Genomic DNA, 19006 nt, shown 5'->3' with positions numbered 1-19006 from the left:
CAGGATGGAGGGAACCGTGATCCTCGAGCAGTACTACCTCGAATGTCTTTCCCACGCTTCGTATCTGATCGGTGACGAGACCACTGGACGTGCGATCGTCGTCGATCCGCGTCGCGACATCGCCGAGTATCTCGACGACGCCGCCAAGTACGGACTCACCATCGAAGGGGTCGTCAACACTCACTTCCACGCCGACTTCGTTTCGGGCCATCTCGAACTGGTCGACGCGACCGGTGCCTGGATCGGCTTCGGCGAGGCCGCCGAGACCGACTACCCGATCCGGCGACTGCGCGACGGGGTGCGGTTGTCCCTCGGCGACGTCGAACTCGAAATCCTCTCGACGCCCGGTCACACGTGGGAGTCGATCTCGGTGCTGGTTCGGGAGCGCCCCGGTGCCACACCCACCGCGGTCCTGACCGGTGATTCCCTCTTCATCGGAGATGTCGGACGTCCGGACCTGGTCAATCTCGGGGACGGCTCCACCGCCGACCTCGCCCGTGCGATGTATTCGACGATCCACGAGAAGCTGCTGACGCTGCCCGACGACGTCGTCGTCATGCCCGCTCACGGGGCCGGCTCGTCCTGCGGCAAGAACCTGTCCACCGAGCTGACCTCGACCATCGGTGAGCAGCGCGCGAGCAACCCGTCGGTGCAGCCGATGACCGAAGACGCGTTCGTCGCGCTGGTCACCGACGGCCAACCGGCAGCACCGTCGTACTTCTCCGCCGACGCAGCTATGAACAAGCAGGTGCACCCACTGCTGTCCCCTGGCCGAACTATCCCTGCGCTGACACCCGAAGCCGTGAGGGCCGAGCTGGTTTCCGGCACAAGGGTGCTCGACGCACGAAGTGTGGATGATTTCGCGGCCGGTCATCTTCGGGGATCGGTCAATGTGGGTTTCGACGGTCGCTTCGTCGAGACCGGCGGCATGGTCGCGGAGGTCGGCGGACGGATCGTTCTCATCGCGTACCCGGGGGACGAACAGGAAGCCGCGCTGCGGTTGGCCAGAATCGGCTCGGACAACGCGATCGGTTACCTCGTGGTCGACCGAGACGGAACATTTCCCGCGGAGCTCAGCGAGCTGGTCGAGACCGCGCCTCGTACCACCGTCGAGCAACTCGACTCCATGCTCGCAGCGGGTGAGGCGACATTGGTGGACATTCGCAACCCCGGTGAGCGCGACTTCGGCACGATACCGGGAGCGATCTCAATCCCGCTGGCCCAGTTGCGAACTCGCCTCGATCAGGTGCCGACCGGCAAACCGATCGTGACGCACTGCGCCGGAGGATGGCGTTCGAGCGTGGCCGCATCCTTGCTCCGAGCACAGGGATTCGAGGACGTCTCGGATTTGCTCGGCGGATACAACGCCTGGGCCGACGCTCACGTTCCGGCCTGAACTTCGACCGACTTTTTACCAGGAGGATTCTCATGTGTTACCCCGTCACCTGCAAGAAATGCCACAAGACCGGCTGGGGCGGTTGGGGCAAACATGTCGACTCGGTCATGCGTACGGTTGCCGCAGCCGACCGCTGCACCTGCAGTGAGGATTCGACGCCGCCCACGAAGGAGCGTCGGAGCATGCGGTCGCTGTTCGGTCGCTGAGATCGGGTGAACCCGGATCGGCAACAGGGACTTTCGGCTCCACTTTCGATGTCCGAAGTGGGGTCTTCCTCGGGCCGCGGGTCCGTAGTGTTGGGGACATGCGCCCACCGAGGACGCGGGTGAGGGGTCGGACGTGGTCACAGTGTTCTTGGTCGACGATCACGAGATCGTGCGTCGGGGTCTGATCGATCTCATCGACTCCGACGACGATCTCACCGTGATCGGTGAAGCCGGAAGTTGCGCACAGGCACTCGCTCGTATTCCCGCATTACGGCCGGACGTCGCCGTTCTCGACGTCCGGCTACCCGACGGCAACGGCATCGAGCTCTGCCGCGAATTGCTCGACCGACTCCCCGATCTCAAATGCATGATGCTGACCTCGTTCACCGAGGATCAAGCCATGCTCGACGCGATCCTCGCCGGCGCGAGCGGATACGTCGTCAAGGACATCACCGGTATGGAGCTGACACGTGCGATCAAGGACGTGGGCTCGGGTCGGTCGCTGTTGGACAATCGCGCAGCGGCAGCGCTGATGGACAAGCTGCGGGCGGGTACGGCCGCTCCCGGACCGATCGATCACCTCACCGGGCAGGAACGGACGTTGCTCGACCTCCTGGGGGAGGGACTGACGAATCGGCAGATCGCCGCTCGAATGTTTTTGGCCGAGAAGACAGTGAAGAACTACGTCTCCCGGCTGCTCGCCAAGCTCGGGATGGAGCGCCGCACCCAGGCGGCGGTGTATGCGTCGAGGCTGGCCGAAACGCATCCGCGAACGCACCCCGGGCCGTCGGATGGATGATCACCGCCTATCGGGTCTTCCACAGCTTCGGCTCGGTGAACTGCTGGCCGAGGTGCAGGACCGCATCGGTCGCATCGCGGATGCGCGCGTGCAAGCGGACGGTCTGCTCGACGCGATGTTCGTCATCACCTCCGGCCTCGACCTGGAAGTGACGTTGCGGTCGATCGTGGAGTCGGCGGTCAACCTCGTCGGAGCTCGTTACGGTGCCCTCGGCGTCCGCGGCGACGGACACGGTCTGAGGGCGTTCATCCATCACGGCATGGACGACGACGTGCGCGATGCCATCGGCCATCTCCCCACCGGCCGAGGTGTACTGGGTCTGCTGATCGATCAACCACACGTATTGAGACTCGACGACCTGTCGGCGCATCCGGAGGCGGTGGGCTTCCCACCGAACCATCCGCCGATGAAATCGTTTCTCGGCGTGCCCATTCGCGTGCGTGACGAGGTGTTCGGAAATCTGTACCTGACCGAGAAGAAGAACGGAGCGCAGTTCACCGAGGACGACGAGGTCGTCACGCGGGCGCTCGCCTCGGCTGCCGGCATCGCGATCGAGAACGCGCACCTGTACGAGGAGTCGCGGATCCGTCAATCGTGGATGGAAGCGATGCGGGACATCGGCACCGAGCTGCTGGCCGGGAGCCACATCGACGAAGTCCTGCGCATGGTGTCGAGAAGGGCCGTGCACCTGACTGGGGCCGACACTGCGTTCATCGCCGTTCCCTCCGACGCGGGTTCGAGTTCCGACACGGTCTCCCGCTTGGTGATCTCCATCGCCGAGGGGTACGACGCGGACGCTGTGGTGGGTTCGTTCATCCCGATCGAGGGATCGAGTTCCGGTGCGGCATATCGTCTTCGAACCGCCACTCGCAAGGAGGAGTTGGACTATCGCCCCAGCGAGCATGTTGCGAACACATTCGGCCCCGCGCTGATCTCACCGCTGCGCGTGGCCGACGGCGTGCGCGGGGTCCTGGTGACATTGCGTCGTAAGGGAGCGCCGGCGTTCAACGACTTCCAACTCGATCTCATGTCCAGCTTCGCCGATCAAACAGCGCTGGCCATGCAGATGGCCGACTCCACGCGGAGAATGCACGAGCTGGACGTCCTCGCGGACCGTGATCGGATCGCCCGGGACCTTCACGATCACGTCATTCAACGGATCTTCGCGGCCGGGTTGTCTCTTCAGAACACGGTGCAGAAGACCGAACTCGACGATATTCGTCAGCGTCTGGCGCGCACCATCGACGATCTGCAAGACACCGTCCAGGACATCCGCACGACGATCTTCGATCTGCAGAGCTCGACGCACTCGACCACTCGTCTACGGCAGCGCGTCAACGGAGCCGTCCTGGAACTCACCGAAAGCGTTCCTATTCGCGCCGTGGTTCGTATGTTCGGGCCCCTGTCGGTCATCGACAGTTCCCTCGCCGACCACGCCGTCGCCGTCATTCGTGAAGCGGTGAGCAACGTCGTCCATCACGCTCGGGCGGAGACCGTCAACGTGACACTGGCGGTCGGGGACAATCTCCGCATCGAGGTCTCCGACGACGGAATCGGGTTGGACGAGAACAATACTCGTAGTGGACTGGCAAACCTCGAGGCGCGGGCAGTCGAGTGTGGCGGTGCGATGATTCTCAGGCCTCCCGCCTCTGGCGCAGGTGGCACCGAGCTGATCTGGTCGGTACCGCTGCCCTGACGGGTGACGACCTTGGTCACTTGTTCCGATGACCTCGGACTGCTGTGTCAGGTGTGCCTGCGCTCGTAGCGTTCTCGTCGTAGACGCGCACCATCGAGAGGCATCTTATGAACACTTCACTTTCCACCGGACCCGTCGTGGTCGGAATCGACGGATCGACGGCTGCACTGGACGCAGCCCGTTTCGCGGTCCGCGAGGCGCGCGGCCGTGGAACGTCGCTGCGTCTGGTGCACGTGATCCAGGCCCATCTTCAGCCCGAAACAGTCGATGGTGCGCCGGATGTGGACGACGATTACGCCCGTACCGTGTTGGACCAGGCGGCGATCGTGGCCGGGTCGAGCGACCCGACCGTGGTCGTCGAGACCGTTGTTCTGCAGGGACGCCCGGAGACGGTCATGCTGTCCGAAGCGGCATCGGCGTGCCTGACGGTGTTGGGTATGACTACCGAGAACTCTGTTGCTGCATGGGTTCTCGGATCCATGGTGCACACGGTCGTCGAATGCTCGAACCATCCCGTGGCGGTCGTCCGAACCTTCGACGCCGAGCGTTCCGGAGCAGTCGTCGCCGCCTTGGGCGACGCGAAGGTCTCGGCGACAGATGTCGTCGTGGCGCAGGCATTCGAGGAAGCGGCGATGCGCGGTGCCAGTGTGCTCGCGGTACACACCCAGGCGATTTCGTCCATTCTGGCCAGCGCCATCCGCGGTCCGGTCGACCACCTGCACCCCGAATCGGCGATGGACGTCCGACTGGAACCTTTCGGTGCGGACTACCCCTCGGTGCGGGTTGCGTCGGTCTACGCTGAGGCCGACTCGGGATCGGAGTTGATCGCGGTGTCCGACACCGCACAGCTGATGGTGTTGGGCCACGAGCGTGATCGCGTTCCGGGAAGCACGTTGACCACCGTCCTGCGGCACGCAGAGTGCCCCGTTCTCGTTGTCCCGCACGCATGAGCACCGTCGGCGCGAGAGCGATCGTCGTCGGTGTCGACGGCTCCGGCTCATCGCTCGACGCAGTCGGTTGGGCGGCACGTGCGGCAGAGTTGCGTGGGCTACCAGTGAAGCTGTTGTCCGCCTACCAAGTGAAGGCTCTCTACACCAGCTTCGTGGCGTTGCCGTCTCACATCGGTTCCGAGGAGCACACAGCCGCAGAATCGATCCTCGCCTGGGCGTCGCTGGTTGCTCGACGTTCGGTGAAGAACCCGGACACGCTCGTCATCACGAGCGAATCGCTTGTGGGACCGACGATTCAGGCTATGTTGGAGCAGTCCTCCAGTGCCTCGATGATCGTGGTCGGTTCGCGCGGCAACGGTGAATATTTCGCGGAACTGCTCGGCTCGGTGAGCACCGCAGTGGCCGTCCAAGCGCACTGCCCTGTGGTCATCGTGCCGGGAAGTGTGGAGTTGCATTCGTCGGCAGGCCCTGTTGTCGTTGGAATCGACGGGTCGCCGCACAACCAGGACGCGGTTCGGTTGGCATTCGACGAAGCCTCGCTCCGGGGAGCAGGTTTGGTCGCAGTCCACGTGTCGACGGACGAACTGATCTCGTCGCCCGACGCGTCCACCGGCGACAGGTCCGAGGCGATCGCGTCGAACGGTCGAACCGTTTTGGCAGAGAGCCTGTCCGGCTGGAGTGAGCAATTCCCGGGTGTGTCGGTGCAACGAACAGTGTTGCGCGGCAACGTGGCCGACGGGATCCTCGAGGTGGCGTCACGTGCGCAGGCCGTCGTCGTGGGTTCGAGTGGACGCGGTGGGTTCAGCGGTCTCCTTCTCGGGTCCACCGTCCGGTCACTGGCCTACCGCGTCGACTGTCCGTTGATCATCGCCCGCGGGTAGCTACCGATCCATCACCACCACCGCCACTGTCGAATTTCGGGGAGATCCTCGAAATGCTCACGGATGTAGGCATCGTGCCGGGTCAGTTGGTCCTCGCAGAACTGCCGGAGTTGCTGCGCGCCCTCGGGTGCGTTCGACGCTCGATCGACAGCGTCGAGGGCCAGGTGGTACGGACTGATCTTGTCGAGCGTCACCATGTCGAACGGCGTTGTGGTGGTGCCCTGTTCGATGAAGCCGCGAACATGGAATCGCTGGGCGTTCGGGCGGCCGTGCAGCAACTGATGCACGGCGCGTGGGTAGCCGTGAAACGCGAAGACCACATCGACTGCTGGGCGACCGTCAGATAGTTCGCAGCAACTCAGTAGCGCAGATCTGCGTCGAGTTCGTCGGGGCTGTAGGTGGTCTCGGTGGCGGACGCGGTCATCGGTTCGTGGGTACGACGACGACGGGAACATCGACCGAATGCAGCACCGCGCGTGAGGTCGATCCGAGCAGCATAGAGGCGAAGCCGCCCCGGCCACGGCTACCGACCACGATCAGCTGCGCGTTCTCGGCGGCGCGGACCAGTTCGCGAACGGGTCTGTCCTGAACCACCACCCGGCGGATGGTGACGTCGGGGTAGTCCTCCGACCAACCGGCCAGGCTCTCGGCCAGCGATGTCTTCTCGGCGAGTTCCGAATCTGCCCACGGCCCATCCTCGTCACGCGTCAGAACGCTGCCGAGCTCGAGATCACTCCAGGCATGCACGGCAACGAGGTCGACGCCTCGCATCGACGCTTCCTGCAGAGCGAACCCGATCGCAGGCTGACTGTTGGACGTACAGTCCACTCCCACGACGACCGGGCCGTCGCTGGCGATGTTCGACTTGATCACTGCAACAGGGCATGTGGCGTGCGATACGACGGCGGTACTGACCGACCCGATCAGCCCGCCGGTGAACTCGCCGAGGCCCCGTGAACCGACGACGATCAAGGCGGGTGCGATATCGAAGTGCGTCAGATTGCGTGCAGCCGAGCCATGTTCGAGACGAGTGTCGAGAATCAGAGAATTGCCTGCCGCGGTGTTGTGCGCAACGTCGACCGCAGCGGTCAGTACCCGCTTGGCCTCGACGTCCGGATCTGCGAACGCGCCGATCCGCAAGCTGATGGCATCGCCGTAGGTTCCCGGCGCGAACAGTGACGAGGTGACCAACTCGAGTGGGGCGTGGCGTCGTACGGCCTCGCGCGCTGCCCAGCGGACCGCGTCGAGAGAAGTGGCAGATCCGTCGACTCCGACGACGACTCGGCTCGATGCATTCATGATGTGTTCCCGTCCATTGACTTCTCGTGTGCCGATACGCGTCGAGCATGGCTGGATCAGACGCATAGCCAACAGAGGCGGAAGTCCTTCGGTTCTGGGCCGAAGTCCCTGCCCGCTACCCCTAGGGGGTATGTCTTGCTATCGTCGATGAGATGAAGTCAGTGATCCGACGCAGTCGCCCGGGCTTTGCCTCGGCGACCGGATTGCTGATCGTGCTGACGGTCCTCGGGGTGCTGCTGATGCATTCGGTGACACCGGTGATGTCACCCGGTAACAACCACACGGCCATGGCGTCGGTATCCCACCACGATGAACCCATCGAGGTGGCTGCAGCGAGGCCCGACTGCCCGTCCGCGCACCAGATGATGCATCCGTGCGCCGGAACGACGGTGTCGTGGCCGACTCTGTCGGTTCCTTCGACGAGTGTCGATGTGAGCGACTCGTTCTTGTCCGAGGCGGGTATCGGCGCGCGCACCGACGCCATCTCGGAGCGTGCACCGCCGTGGACTCTGTGGGAGTTGGACAGATCGGTGACGTTGCGAGTGTGACAGGGAGCCCGGTGGAAGCACACCCACCGGCGGATCGGCATACCCAGATCCCTGTATTCCGCACTTTCGCAAGGAGATTCACATGCGTACAAAACTGGTCGCTTCGCTGGCTGCTGCCACCGTGAGCGCATTCCTCGTCGCCGGCTGCAGTGACGACACTTCCGACATGCCGATGGACGGTCACTCGATGGGCTCGTCCAACTCGGCGTCGGCGTCATCCCAGGCCGACGCGTCCGCGGAGTTCAACGACGCGGACGTGATGTTCGCTCGGATGATGTACCCGCATCATGCGCAGGCGGTCGAGATGGCGGCAATGGTCCAGGGGCGCACCGACAATTCGGATGTCGTGGCGTTGGCGTCGGCGATAGAAGCCGCGCAGCAACCGGAAATGGACCGGATGACGGCGTGGCTCGCCGAATGGGGTCAGCCCGCACCCTCGGCCGACATGGGTGAGATGAGCGGAATGGACCACAGCTCGGGCATGGGCATGATGTCCCAACAGGACATGGATGCGTTGACTGCTCTGTCGGGTGCGGCATTCGACCGCCAGTGGCTGACGATGATGATCGAGCACCACGAAGGCGCGATCGAGATGGCGAACGTCGAGATCGCCGACGGCTCCAACCCCGAGGCGCAGGAGATGGCACGCACGATCGTGGCCACGCAGCAGCAGGAGATCGACACCATGCAGCAGTTGCTCGGCTGATCTGCATCGACACCGAAGGCCGCACCCTCTCATCGGGGGTGCGGCACCGGCGTCGCGATGGGCCTGCTCGAGTACGCTGGCAACCCGGAGAATCCATCTCTGCAGTCGGTCCGAGGGAGAACGTTCAGATGGCACGTCCACGGGTTTTGATCCTCGGCGGCGGATTCGGCGGGCTTCATGCCGCGCGACGCCTCCGCAACGAGGACGTCGATGTGACCGTGCTCGAGCGCGGTACCTCGCACGTCTTTCAGCCGTTGCTCTACCAGTGCGCCACCGGTCTTGTGTCCGAGGGCTCGATCGCCAGCCCGCTACGACACCTGCTGCGCAAACAGAAGAACGTGTACGTGGCACTGGGCGAAGCGACGTCCGTGACCACAGTCGGCGACGGCGGAGTGGTGACGGCCAGCCGATTCGACGGGTCTACCTTCGAGCTGCCCTACGACTACCTCGTCGTCGCCGTCGGAATGCAGCAGGCCTATCACGGTCACGACGAATACGTGCAGTGGGCACCGGGCATGAAGACTCTCGACGACGCCCTCGCGATCAGACGAAAGCTGATCTCCGCCTTCGAGATGGCCGAGTCTCTCCCCACCGCCGAGGAGCGTCGGCCCTGGCTGACCTTCGCCGTCGCCGGGGGAGGCCCGACGGGCGTCGAGTTGGCCGGTCAGATAAGGGAACTCGCGTCTCGGGCGCTGGCGAAGGAGTTCGACTCGATTCACCCGTCGGAAGCTCGGGTACTCCTCTTTCACGGCGGTGATCGCGTACTCGAATCGTTCCCCGACTCCTTGACGACAAAGGCGCAGCGGACCCTCGACACCGTCGGGGTGGAAACCCATCTCGGGGTCCACGTCACGGACGTCACGGCCACCGACGTCGAAGTAACGACCAAGGCCGAACCGAAGTCGGTCACTCGCTACGGCACTCACACGGTGCTGTGGACCGCAGGCGTAGAGGCTGTTCCGTTCGTGAAGCAGCTCGCCGACGCGATGGGCGTGGAGCAGGACCGCTCGGGACGCATCGCCGTGGAGCCCGACCTGTCGATCCCGGGACACCGGAACGTCTTCGTCGTCGGAGACATCATGTCGCTGAACAAACTCGCCGGAGTGGCAGAAGTGGCGATGCAGGGCGGTAAGGCTGCGGGTGCGGCGATCGCGGCCGACGTATCCGGTTCTGCGCGTTCGGATTTCAAGTATCGAGACCTCGGCACCGCGGCCTACATCGCGCGTGGACACGCACTGGTGCAGGCCGGGCCGCTGAAGATGTCGGGATTCCTGGGCTGGGTATCGTGGGGCGTCATCCACATCGCATTCCTCGCTGGCAACCGCAATCGCATCGGAACGTTGATCAACTGGGCGGCAACCCTGGCCACCGGGACCCGACGCGAACGCGCCATCACCTACGGCGACCCGGCAACGGCGCGTAGGCCGTACAACTGACCTGAGCGCCCACTATTTCGGCCGTCGTACGGAATCCCGCTTCCGCAGGCAAATAGTGGACACTCAGGTCGGTTCGCGTCAGTGATGGGCTCCGACCGGACCCCATGGTTCAGGATCGGTGCCGATCGGCGGGATTCCGCGACCGGGTGCCGATCCTGAACAACCAGGTCCGGGTCAGCCGAGGAGGTCGCGAGCGAGAGCATCACGATCGCGTCTCGGATTCGTCCGGTCCATAACGCTCGGGACGTTTGCTCGAGGTAACGTCACCTCATCTTCGGCCGATGTAGAAACTCGACCGGTGTAACTCGACGAAAAGGTGAAACAGCGTGCCACGATCTCGACGACACGGCTTCCGGCGAATCGGTTCGGCTACGGCCGTCGCCCTCGCAGTGGCGATTCTTCCGACCGCGCTGATGACGCCCGTCGCGTCCGCAGACGAGCTGCCTGCGTCGACGACACAGTCGAGCAACGGATCTCGCATCGAGTCGGTGAACACCCTCGACGGCAAGCAGGTTCAGCTCCAGGTCTTCTCCGCGTCGATGAACCGCACCATTCCCGTGACGGTGCAGCGTCCCGCCGACGAGAGCGTGTCGCGCCCGGTGCTGTACCTGCTCAACGGTGCAGGCGGCGGCGAGGACGCGGCTTCGTGGCAGTCGCAGACCGACGCCGAGGCCTTCCTCGCCGACAAGAACGCCTGGATCGTGACCCCGCAGAAGGGCAAGTGGTCCTACTACACCGACTGGCTGCAGGACGATCCGAAGCTCGGCAGCAACAAGTGGAGCACCTTCCTCGGTGAAGAACTGCCCCCGCTGATCGACGCCCAGTTCGACACCAACGGTCGCCAGTCGCTCGCAGCGCTGTCGATGACGGGCACCTCGGTCCTCAACATCGCGATCAAGTACCCCGGCAAGTTCACCGGCGTCGCGGCATACAGCGGTTGCGCACAGACGTCGGACCCGATCGGGCAACAGTTCGTGAAGCTCGTCGTCGAGACGTACGGCGGCGGAAACGTCGAAAACATGTGGGGACCGCTCGACGGGCCCGTGTGGCGCGAGAACGATCCACTGCTCAACGCCGAGAGGCTCCGCGGCACGCAGATCTACATGAGCACCGGCAGCGGCCTGCCCGGCATTCCGAACGACACCTTCGCCAACCCGCGCCTGAACAACGACCCGGCGACGCTCGCCAACCAGGTCATCGTCGGCGGCGGCATCGAGGTGGCCACCAACTTCTGCGCGTCGAACCTGGCGAAGCGTCTCGACCAGCTCGGAATTCCGGCCACCGTCGACTTCCGTCCGGTCGGCAACCACTCGTGGGGCTACTGGCAGGACGATCTGCACAAGTCCTGGCCGTTCCTGGCGGGATCGCTCGGCCTCTGACTCTCGTAGCACCGAACAACGGCCCCTTGCACATCACGTGTGAGGGGCCGTTGTTCGTTTCCGGGGTGTGTGGATCGACGCGACTATCGAACGTATGATCGAACGATGGCACGGCGCGCGCAACCCCGACCGGCGTCCGCCGTGCGCCCCTTCAAGTTGCTCCGACCACCACTGAAGGTGTGGATCGACCTGAACATCCTCTATCCACTGCCGCCGCATCACGCGTCGAAGTTCAACCCCGAAGGATTCGATGTACGACGCGTCGTGCCGGGCGATCTGGTCGAATGGTCCATCACCGTGGACGGCGACTGGCTGGGCCGAGTCACGTACGAGCTGATGTCACGCGATCGCAGTGAATCCGTCACGCATTGGGTGCCCAGCCGGGCACTGAAGCCGCTCTAGAGGCGCACGAAGCCCCGCCTCGAACGACGAGGCGGGGCTTTCGCGTGACTACCTTCAGAAGCTGTGCTTGCGTGCCTTCTTGGCGAGCTTGCGGGTGGTGCGCTTCGACGGAACGAACAGGTGTGCGGCGCTGCGACGACGGTTACGACGACGAATCAGCACGAACGCGACGGCTCCCGCTGCGGCTGCGATGGCAGCGATGACCGGGGTTCCGACCTTCGCGGCCTGGGCCACGTCGTCGCTGTCGATATTGCGGACCGTGTTCTTCACATCGTCGGCGACGGCGGAGGCCTTGTCGGCTGCCTTGTCGGCAACCTGGGAGGCCTTCTGCTTCACGTCGTCGACATCGACGTTCTGCACCTTGTCCTTGACGGTGTTCTTGACATCCTCGGCCACGTCGGCGGCCTTGTCGGCTGCATCGGAGGCTGCGTGCTTGGCCTCGTTGGCGGCGTCGGCTGCGGTGTCGGCAACGTTCTCGGCCGCGTCGGACACGGAGTCCGCAGCCTGGTGGGTGTTGGCCTTGGCCTGATCCGTTGCACCTTCGGCGCGGAGGCTGTCGTCACCGGTGGCCTCGCCGACCTTCTCCTTCGCAGTCCCGGCCAGTTCCTCTGCCTTGTGCTGAGCCTTGTCGATGAAGTCGGCCATCGGTGCGTACCTCTTTCGTGTAGGTAATCTCCGGTCAACCCGGAGCTGGGGGCGTCGCGGACGACGCCGATAGGTATGAGTCGAAATCGACGCTCCGAAACATACGTCCGACGGGGCGTGTTTCGGGTCACTATCGGCGGGCGGGCCCGACGGGTACCTACGTCCTCGAACGGAGCCTCCATGTTCGACGGCGAGAGCGCTCTGAACCCGACTCGTACGCCATCGAGACGGAACGTCGGTCGAAGTCCAAACCGGAACCGCGCGAGGTGAGCAGGATGAGGGCGACGACTCCCGCAACACCGACCACCACGGGAGTCATCGGAGGTCGCTTCCGGGTGTGATGGCGGTGCGTCTCGGCTTGTGCGTGTAGTTCATGGCTGCTCCTGTCTACGGGGTGTGGTGAACGCTGCCATTGACATAACCATTCGTCAATGGCACATTGTGTGATGTAGGTCGCGGTCTTCTATTCGCCTGGTCGAATCGCGAGGATGCTCGGGGAGGCAGCGAGGCATGACAGTGAGTACAAGTGAATGGCCTGAGGTCGACAGCTCGGTCGAAAATTTCGAGGACGTGCTCATCATCGGTGCCGGCATATCGGGCGTCGGCGCGGCATATCGCCTGCAGCAGATGGCACCGGAGTTGAGCTACGCGATTCTCGAAGGACGCGAGCGGGCGGGCGGCACCTGGGATCTGTTCAGATACCCCGGAATTCGTTCGGACAGCGACATCTTCACGTTCTCGTTTCCGCACACGCCGTGGCAGGGAGACACCCTGCTCGCGCATGGCGAGGACATCCGCAACTACATCGTCGACACCGCCTACGCCAACGGCATCGACGAGCACACACGTTTCTCGACCATGGTCACTGCGGCGAACTGGGATTCGTCGACGGACCTGTGGACCGTCGAGGCGTTGTCGGACGGCGTTCCGAAGACCTACCGCAGCCGTTTCGTGTTCCTGTGTACCGGCTATTTCGACTATTCGGGCGGGTACACCCCCGATCTTCCCGGGCTGGACGAGTTCACCGGACAGGTAGTGCATCCGCAGCAGTGGCCCGAGGACCTCGACCATTCCGGCAAGCGGGTCGTCGTGATCGGGAGTGGCGCAACCGCAATCACATTGGTGCCGACGCTGGCGGCCGACGCCGCGTCGGTGACGATGCTGCAGCGTTCGCCGACCTATATCGCATCACTGCCGATGACCGATCCGTTCACCACGCTCACCCAGCGTGTGCTGCCGGACTCCCTGGCGCACAGTGCGTTGCGGTGGCGCAACGCGCTGTTGATGGTCGGCTCGTATCAGCTGTGCCGACGCGCACCGAAGACTGCCCGCAGGGTGTTCCGGGCGATGTCGAAGGCCCAGCTGCCACGTGGATACGACGTGGACAAGCACTTCGACCCCACCTACGCCCCATGGGACCAGCGGTTGTGCGTCGTTCCGGACGGCGATCTGTTCAAGGCCATTCGCTCCGGTCGCGCGACCGTGGTGACCGACCACATCGCCGGCGTGACCGCCGACGGCATCCTGCTGGAATCGGGCGACGAGATCCCCGCCGACATCATCGTCACCGCAACGGGCCTGAAGCTGCAGGCATTCGGCGGTATCGCGCTGTCACTGGACGGACAGCCGTTCGAGGCGCACGACAAGTTCGTCTACAAGGGCCACATGCTCGAAGACGTGCCCAACGTGGCCTGGTGCATCGGGTACACGAACGCATCGTGGACGCTCAAAGCCGACATGACGGCTCAGGCAGTGGCAAAACTGCTCGTGTACATGCGCTCCCACGGTTTCACCCATGCGATACCGGACCGGGCAGGCAAGCCCGTGGAATCTCGGCCCGTCGTCGACCTCGCATCGGGATACGTCACCCGCTCGCTCGACGAGCTACCGAAGTCGGGTACCGAGCGTCCCTGGTCGGTGCGTCAGAACTATATTCTCGACAGAATCGACGCGCGATTCGACGATCTGACGGAATCGATGAGGTTCGGGCGGACCGTACCTGTGACGGTGGCCGGTCCTGTATCGGTGGACGCTCGCACCGGGTAGACGAGAAGAGATTGGATCGCAATGACTTTCGAGATCGACGGTTCCGCGCTGGCACACACCATCCGCGGTGAGGGACCGACCCTGGTGCTGATCCACGGCATAGTTCACCGGCAACATGCGTGGGACAGTGTCGTCGAGAGTCTGGCCCGGCACCGGCGCGTGGTGACGGTGGATCTGCCCGGCCACGGCAATTCACCGGAACTGCCCACCGAAGCATTCGATCTCGGTCCCTGGATCGTGGCCGAACTCGAGCGCTTCCTCGAGCTCGTGGCCGTGGACGGCGAGAAGCCGCATGTGGCCGGTAATTCGCTGGGCGGATACTTCGCCCTCGAACTCGCAGCGCGCGGTTCGGTCGCCTCGGCCACCGCGCTCTCTCCGGCCGGCTTCTTCCGCGGCCACTGGGATCAGACGCGGGCGCTGCTCGTATTCCGTTTGCTGCGGGCCTTGTCGCGAGTCATCAGTCCGATCGCGCCCACCATCATGCGTTCGGTGATCGGACGCACAATCGCCAACGGCGTGTTCTACGCCAAGCCGTGGCGAGTTCCCGCAGCGACGGCCACGATCGACGCACTCAGCATCACCACCAACCGCGCGATCGACGCAGCCGGAAATGCAGTGCCGCGCTTCAGCGTTCCGGTCGACGAGACCGTTCCCGTCACCGTCGCGTGGGGCCGTCGTGACTTGGTTCTGCCGGTGTATCAGGCACCGCTGGTGCGTCGAACCTTTCCGCAGGCGGAAGTGACGACGTACCCGGGGCTCGGGCACGTCCCGATGTCGGACGATCCCGAGCTGGTGGCGTCGATTCTGCTGAGGGGATCACGAGCGGTATCGCAGTCGGCATGAGCGTGGCGGTCAAGGTCGACGGGCGAAGCGACCGATGGCGAGATCACAGAATCACCCGGCGACGTGAACTGCTCGATCGCACGCTGGCAGCGATTCGTGAGCACGGACACGACGTGGGTATGGATGACATCGCCTCAGCGAACGGTGTCTCGAAAACCGTTCTGTACAAACATTTCGCGGACAAAAAGGGTCTCGCCGACGCTGCGATGGCTCGATACGTCGAGACCGCACTGGTGCCGCGGATCCAGGACGCGATCTCCGAGGACCTGGACGAGTACCACCTCACCCGCGCCGTGATCCAGGCTTACGTCACGACGGTCGCCACCGATCCCGATATCTACATCTACGTGCACGCCAACAACGCGGTCAGCGGGAATCAAGACATCATCACCGCGGCCGAAGGGCTGATCGCAGACCTGCTGGCTACCGTCATCGCCGACAGATTTCGAGAGCGCGAGTTCTCGACGGCGGGCTCGATGCCCATCGCGTTCGCCATGATCGGAGCGGTCCGATTGGCGTCGCATTGGTGGATCTTCGACCGAACCATGCCGGCCGACGAACTCGTCGACTACCTCACCATGATGGTCTGGGGTGGAATCGCAGGGATTGCGCGCGCTTCGGGATCCGTCGCGACTTTCAACTCGGAGCCACACTCGGTGACGCTCGAGGGCTGAGCGAACTCCTGCGGCATCAGCGGTCGAACACCGCACGGACGGCCGTGGAATCGGGCACGGACTGGCAGGCCAATCGGACGCCGTGCTGCAGCTCGTGCTCGTCGAGCGTCTCGTTGGCGAGCATGGTCACAGTGCCCTCGGTGAGCGTGTAAGCGCAACCGCCGCAGGTTCCTTCGCGGCACACGTACGGCGGATCGAGGCCCAACTCGAGGAGCCGGTCGAGCAGCTTCGTGTCCGCATTCCAGGCGAACTCGGTCTCCATTCCATCGATCTCGACCTGAGCGGTGACGGAGTTCGCATCCGGTTCCTCGGACGCTGGCGCGTCGCCGGCCCGGAACGGATTGGCGTCGAAGGAGGAAAACACCTCTCGATGGGTTCTGTGCGCCGTCGTGCCGGTGCGGGTGATCCACTCCTCGGCGACGTTCATGTACTGCGCAGGGCCGCAGAGGAATGCCTCGCATTCCGCCGGAACCGTGGTGGTCATCGAGGCCAGTCCGGCAGCGTTGGGTAGCCCCGATTCCGAGGTGTACCAGTGGTGCACGTCGAGACGATCGGGAAAACGAGACTGTAGTTCGGTCAGTTGCTCCCCGAAGATCACCGAGTCGCGGTTCTGGTTGGCGTAGACGAGGGTGATCCGATTGTCGTGCCGGAACAGGGCGGTTTCGATGATCGACATGATCGGTGTGATCCCGCTGCCGGCGGCCATGAGGACAAAATCCACGTCCCAGCTCTCGGGTCCGAACATGCCCGACGGCTTCAGCGCCTTGAGTCGCATCCCACGAACGGCGTTGTTGTGCAACCAGTGTGATGCACGACCGTCCTGGATTCGCTTCACGGTCACGGTGGGAATCGAGTCACGGGCCGGGGAACTGGAGAAGGAGTAGCAGCGGGCTACCGAACCGCCGTCCGTGCACGGAATCTCGAGGGTCAGGAATTGCCCCGGTTCGTACCGAAAGTGTGCTTCTCCGTGTTCGGGGATCGCAAAGCCGAGGGATATCGCATCCTCGGTTTCACGGGTCACGTCGGTGATCTCCAACTCGAAGATTCTGTCCTCGGGACCGCTGGCAGACGTATCCGGCTCTGCCGATGATTCGCTCCTGAACATCGTCACGTGTGCTCGCTCCCTTGCGCTTTCGGTATTGGACGTTACTGTTGCACACTTCGCCACTAATTAATAGGCCATTGACAAATGGCGAATAGAGGGTGAAGGTGATGTCGTGACTCCGACCACCGACGACCACTACTTGCCCCGCGGCGCATTCAGCGCCGGTTCGCGGCGAACTCGTCTGGCCTCCTTGATGACTCGGCTGACTCTGCGCCCGGTGACGAACCTGCTCCCGACGTCCCGCGGGGGCATCGAGTTCTCCCGACGCCTCGTCGCTACCTCGATGAACCTCTTCGGTCCCGTCCTCGAGGGCACGAGAGTGGACCTCGTGGCCGACGGCCCGGTTCGTGGCGAGTGGGTGCGTGCGCCCGGACTGACTCCGGGGCCACGGGTAATTCTCTACATCCACGGCAGCGCGTACGTCATCTGCTCGGCGCGAACGCATCGTGGTCTGACTTCCCGATTGTCCTCCGCGACCGGACTGCCGGTGTTCACGGTGGACTACCGACTGGCTCCTGAACACCCCTTTCCAGCTGCAGCCGACGACCTCGAGGCCGCGTTCCGCTGGCTGCTGAGCCAGGGGTACGACGCAGCGAACATCGTCATCGCCGGGGACTCCGCCGGCGGACACCTGGCCGCCGACCTGATCATCGAGAACGACCGGACCGGGACGCCGCAACCGGGAGCGATGGTGCTGTTCTCGCCCTTGATCGATCTCGACTTCGAGCTCTCGGCGCGGATGGAGCGCACGCGCAAGGACCCGATGATTTCAGCGAAGGCAGCGAGGGGACTCGTGGCGCTGTACACGGACGGCCACGATGCGAATCTCCCGCGTCTCCGGCTCGATCTCGCACTCGTGCGCAACTTTCCACCCACCCTGATCCAAGTGGGTGGAGCCGAGATGTTGCGAGGCGACGCTCGGCATCTGCACACCATGATCGAGGCGGGAGGCGGACGAAGTGAACTCGAGATCTGGCCCGATCAGATGCACGTGTTCCAAGCTCTCCCGAAGTTGATACCGGAGGCCGCGCATGCGCTCGAGCATGCCGCCGAGTTTGTCGAACGTGTACTCGAAACCACTGTTGTACAACAAGAGTCGAAGGAACAGGTAAGCCGATGAGAAGCAAGACCGGAAAACCGTCGTACGGGTCGAGAGCGGTAGTGACCGGCGCGGGCAGCGGTATCGGCCGGGCGTTCGCACTCGAGCTGGCTCGTCGCGGAGGCGTCGTGATGTGCGCCGACATCTCGTTGCCGCGTGCGCAGGAGACGGTAGCGATGGTGAACGCCCTCGGTGCCACCGGATACGCCGTCGAGTGCGACGTGTCGATACGCGAGAACGTCGAGGAACTGGCTCTGCGTGCCGGCATCGAGTTCGACGGACCGACCACGGTGCTGATCAACAACGCCGGCGTCGGCATCGGTGGAAAGCCCGTCGGCGACATCGGTTTCGAGGACTGGAACTGGGCACTGGGAATCAACCTGTGGGGCGTGATCCACGGCTGCGAGGTGTTCACCCCTGGACTGCGCGCCGCAGGCGAGGGCGGCATCATCAACGTCGCGTCCGCCGCCGGCTTTGCCGCTGCGCCGCTGATGGGTCCGTACAACGTGGGTAAGGCCGCAGTGATGAGCCTGTCGGAAACGATGGCAGCGGAATTCTCGGGTACCGGTGTGCGGGTGTCGGTTCTGTGCCCCACGTTCGTCAAGACCAACGTGGCCGTCGACGGCCGGATCACCGCGAGTTCGTCCCGGTTGGCGGAGTTCGCGATGCGTTGGACCGGACGCTCGCCGGACAAGATCGCTGCCCGAACGCTCGACGCCTTCGACAAGGGTCGGCTCTACGTCGTGCCCCAGTTCGACGCCAAGGCGGTCTGGCGATTCAAGAGACTGCTGCCTGCTGTGTACGTGCGCTTTCTCGGATTGCTCAATCGTGTGATGCCCGCCGAGCAGGAGCCGGCGAAGAACGAATCCCTCACCTCGACAACCACAGGAGCCTGA

General features: G+C 64.0%; 19 protein-coding genes and 1 pseudogene. 16 read left to right on the top strand and 4 right to left on the bottom strand.

The features are described from left to right. Window positions 1-16 precede the first annotated feature (16 nt). The 6 genes from AC5WEY_RS00970 to AC5WEY_RS00945 all read left to right on the top strand — a co-directional run bounded on the left by AC5WEY_RS00970 (window position 17) and on the right by AC5WEY_RS00945 (window position 5928). Complete coding sequence (locus tag AC5WEY_RS00970) at window positions 17-1396, top strand: MBL fold metallo-hydrolase (protein ID WP_495644309.1); 1380 nt, start codon at window positions 17-19, stop codon at window positions 1394-1396. After that, complete coding sequence (locus AC5WEY_RS00965) at window positions 1288-1602, top strand: DUF8730 family Cys-rich protein (protein ID WP_495644308.1); 315 nt, start codon at window positions 1288-1290, stop codon at window positions 1600-1602. The genes AC5WEY_RS00970 and AC5WEY_RS00965 overlap by 109 nt, the downstream gene beginning before the upstream one ends. A gap of 133 nt (window positions 1603-1735) precedes the next feature. Beyond that, window positions 1736-2401 (top strand): response regulator, encoded by a 666-nt coding sequence (locus AC5WEY_RS00960; RefSeq protein ID WP_495644307.1) that lies wholly within the window; start codon window positions 1736-1738, stop codon window positions 2399-2401. Continuing rightward, window positions 2394-4097 carry a sensor histidine kinase gene (locus tag AC5WEY_RS00955; protein WP_495644306.1) on the top strand — a complete coding sequence of 568 codons (1704 nt, stop codon included), beginning with the start codon at window positions 2394-2396 and terminating at the stop codon, window positions 4095-4097. The genes AC5WEY_RS00960 and AC5WEY_RS00955 overlap by 8 nt, the downstream gene beginning before the upstream one ends. Window positions 4098-4204: 107 nt before the next feature. Further along, complete coding sequence (locus AC5WEY_RS00950) at window positions 4205-5047, top strand: universal stress protein (RefSeq protein ID WP_495644305.1); 843 nt, start codon at window positions 4205-4207, stop codon at window positions 5045-5047. Then, window positions 5044-5928 carry a universal stress protein gene (locus tag AC5WEY_RS00945; protein WP_495644304.1) on the top strand — a complete coding sequence of 295 codons (885 nt, stop codon included), beginning with the start codon at window positions 5044-5046 and terminating at the stop codon, window positions 5926-5928. The genes AC5WEY_RS00950 and AC5WEY_RS00945 overlap by 4 nt, the downstream gene beginning before the upstream one ends. 11 nt (window positions 5929-5939) lie before the next feature. On the opposite strand, the pseudogene AC5WEY_RS00940 reads toward AC5WEY_RS00945, so the two are convergent. Together AC5WEY_RS00940 and AC5WEY_RS00935 are read right to left on the bottom strand one after the other, a co-directional pair. Further along, window positions 5940-6251 (bottom strand): annotated as a pseudogene (locus AC5WEY_RS00940) (phosphoketolase family protein); the annotation flags it as partial. Window positions 6252-6348: 97 nt separating this feature from the next. Next, window positions 6349-7227 carry a universal stress protein gene (locus AC5WEY_RS00935; protein ID WP_495644303.1) on the bottom strand — a complete coding sequence of 293 codons (879 nt, stop codon included), beginning with the start codon at window positions 7225-7227 and terminating at the stop codon, window positions 6349-6351. Between the two features lie 152 nt (window positions 7228-7379). Between AC5WEY_RS00935 and AC5WEY_RS00930 the strand changes: the two genes are divergently transcribed. The 5 genes from AC5WEY_RS00930 to AC5WEY_RS00910 all read left to right on the top strand — a co-directional run bounded on the left by AC5WEY_RS00930 (window position 7380) and on the right by AC5WEY_RS00910 (window position 11698). Then, the gene (locus tag AC5WEY_RS00930; protein ID WP_495644302.1) at window positions 7380-7775 is read left to right on the top strand and encodes a DUF6153 family protein; all 396 of its coding nucleotides are present in this window, start codon (window positions 7380-7382) and stop codon (window positions 7773-7775) included. Window positions 7776-7857: 82 nt separating this feature from the next. Beyond that, the gene (locus tag AC5WEY_RS00925; protein WP_495644301.1) at window positions 7858-8481 is read left to right on the top strand and encodes a DUF305 domain-containing protein; all 624 of its coding nucleotides are present in this window, start codon (window positions 7858-7860) and stop codon (window positions 8479-8481) included. 128 nt (window positions 8482-8609) lie between these two features. Then, the gene (locus AC5WEY_RS00920; RefSeq protein ID WP_495644300.1) at window positions 8610-9917 is read left to right on the top strand and encodes an NAD(P)/FAD-dependent oxidoreductase; all 1308 of its coding nucleotides are present in this window, start codon (window positions 8610-8612) and stop codon (window positions 9915-9917) included. Window positions 9918-10330: 413 nt separating this feature from the next. Next, window positions 10331-11296, top strand: coding sequence for an alpha/beta hydrolase (locus AC5WEY_RS00915; protein WP_495645494.1), 966 nt, complete (start codon window positions 10331-10333; stop codon window positions 11294-11296). A gap of 105 nt (window positions 11297-11401) precedes the next feature. Continuing rightward, window positions 11402-11698: a hypothetical protein gene (locus AC5WEY_RS00910; RefSeq protein WP_057478952.1), complete on the top strand. Its 297-nt coding sequence runs from the start codon at window positions 11402-11404 to the stop codon at window positions 11696-11698. A gap of 54 nt (window positions 11699-11752) precedes the next feature. On the opposite strand, the gene AC5WEY_RS00905 is transcribed toward AC5WEY_RS00910, so the two are convergent. Beyond that, window positions 11753-12343: a CsbD family protein gene (locus AC5WEY_RS00905; RefSeq protein ID WP_495644299.1), complete on the bottom strand. Its 591-nt coding sequence runs from the start codon at window positions 12341-12343 to the stop codon at window positions 11753-11755. 510 nt (window positions 12344-12853) lie between these two features. Here AC5WEY_RS00905 and AC5WEY_RS00900 point away from each other — a divergent pair. The 3 genes from AC5WEY_RS00900 to AC5WEY_RS00890 are packed head-to-tail and all read left to right on the top strand — an operon-like array spanning window position 12854 to window position 15906. Then, window positions 12854-14389 carry a flavin-containing monooxygenase gene (locus tag AC5WEY_RS00900; RefSeq protein ID WP_495644298.1) on the top strand — a complete coding sequence of 512 codons (1536 nt, stop codon included), beginning with the start codon at window positions 12854-12856 and terminating at the stop codon, window positions 14387-14389. 21 nt (window positions 14390-14410) lie between these two features. Beyond that, entirely contained in the window at window positions 14411-15232 is an 822-nt protein-coding gene (locus tag AC5WEY_RS00895; protein WP_495644297.1) for an alpha/beta fold hydrolase, read from the top strand. Continuing rightward, window positions 15229-15906, top strand: coding sequence for a TetR/AcrR family transcriptional regulator (locus AC5WEY_RS00890; protein WP_495644296.1), 678 nt, complete (start codon window positions 15229-15231; stop codon window positions 15904-15906). Before AC5WEY_RS00895 ends, AC5WEY_RS00890 begins: the two co-directional genes overlap by 4 nt. A gap of 16 nt (window positions 15907-15922) precedes the next feature. On the opposite strand, the gene AC5WEY_RS00885 is transcribed toward AC5WEY_RS00890, so the two are convergent. After that, window positions 15923-17011 (bottom strand): 2Fe-2S iron-sulfur cluster-binding protein, encoded by a 1089-nt coding sequence (locus AC5WEY_RS00885; RefSeq protein ID WP_495645493.1) that lies wholly within the window; start codon window positions 17009-17011, stop codon window positions 15923-15925. 112 nt (window positions 17012-17123) lie between these two features. Here AC5WEY_RS00885 and AC5WEY_RS00880 point away from each other — a divergent pair, with 112 nt between their 5' ends. Together AC5WEY_RS00880 and AC5WEY_RS00875 are read left to right on the top strand one after the other, a co-directional pair. Next, window positions 17124-18131, top strand: coding sequence for an alpha/beta hydrolase (locus AC5WEY_RS00880; protein WP_495644295.1), 1008 nt, complete (start codon window positions 17124-17126; stop codon window positions 18129-18131). Continuing rightward, window positions 18128-19006, top strand: a complete 879-nt coding sequence (locus AC5WEY_RS00875) for an SDR family NAD(P)-dependent oxidoreductase (protein ID WP_495644294.1) — start codon at window positions 18128-18130, stop codon at window positions 19004-19006. Before AC5WEY_RS00880 ends, AC5WEY_RS00875 begins: the two co-directional genes overlap by 4 nt.

The organism is Rhodococcoides sp. S146-33 (assembly GCF_059489205.1).
The sequence above is the reverse complement of the archived record's forward strand: the minus strand, read 5'-3'. Positions and strand labels throughout refer to the sequence as shown.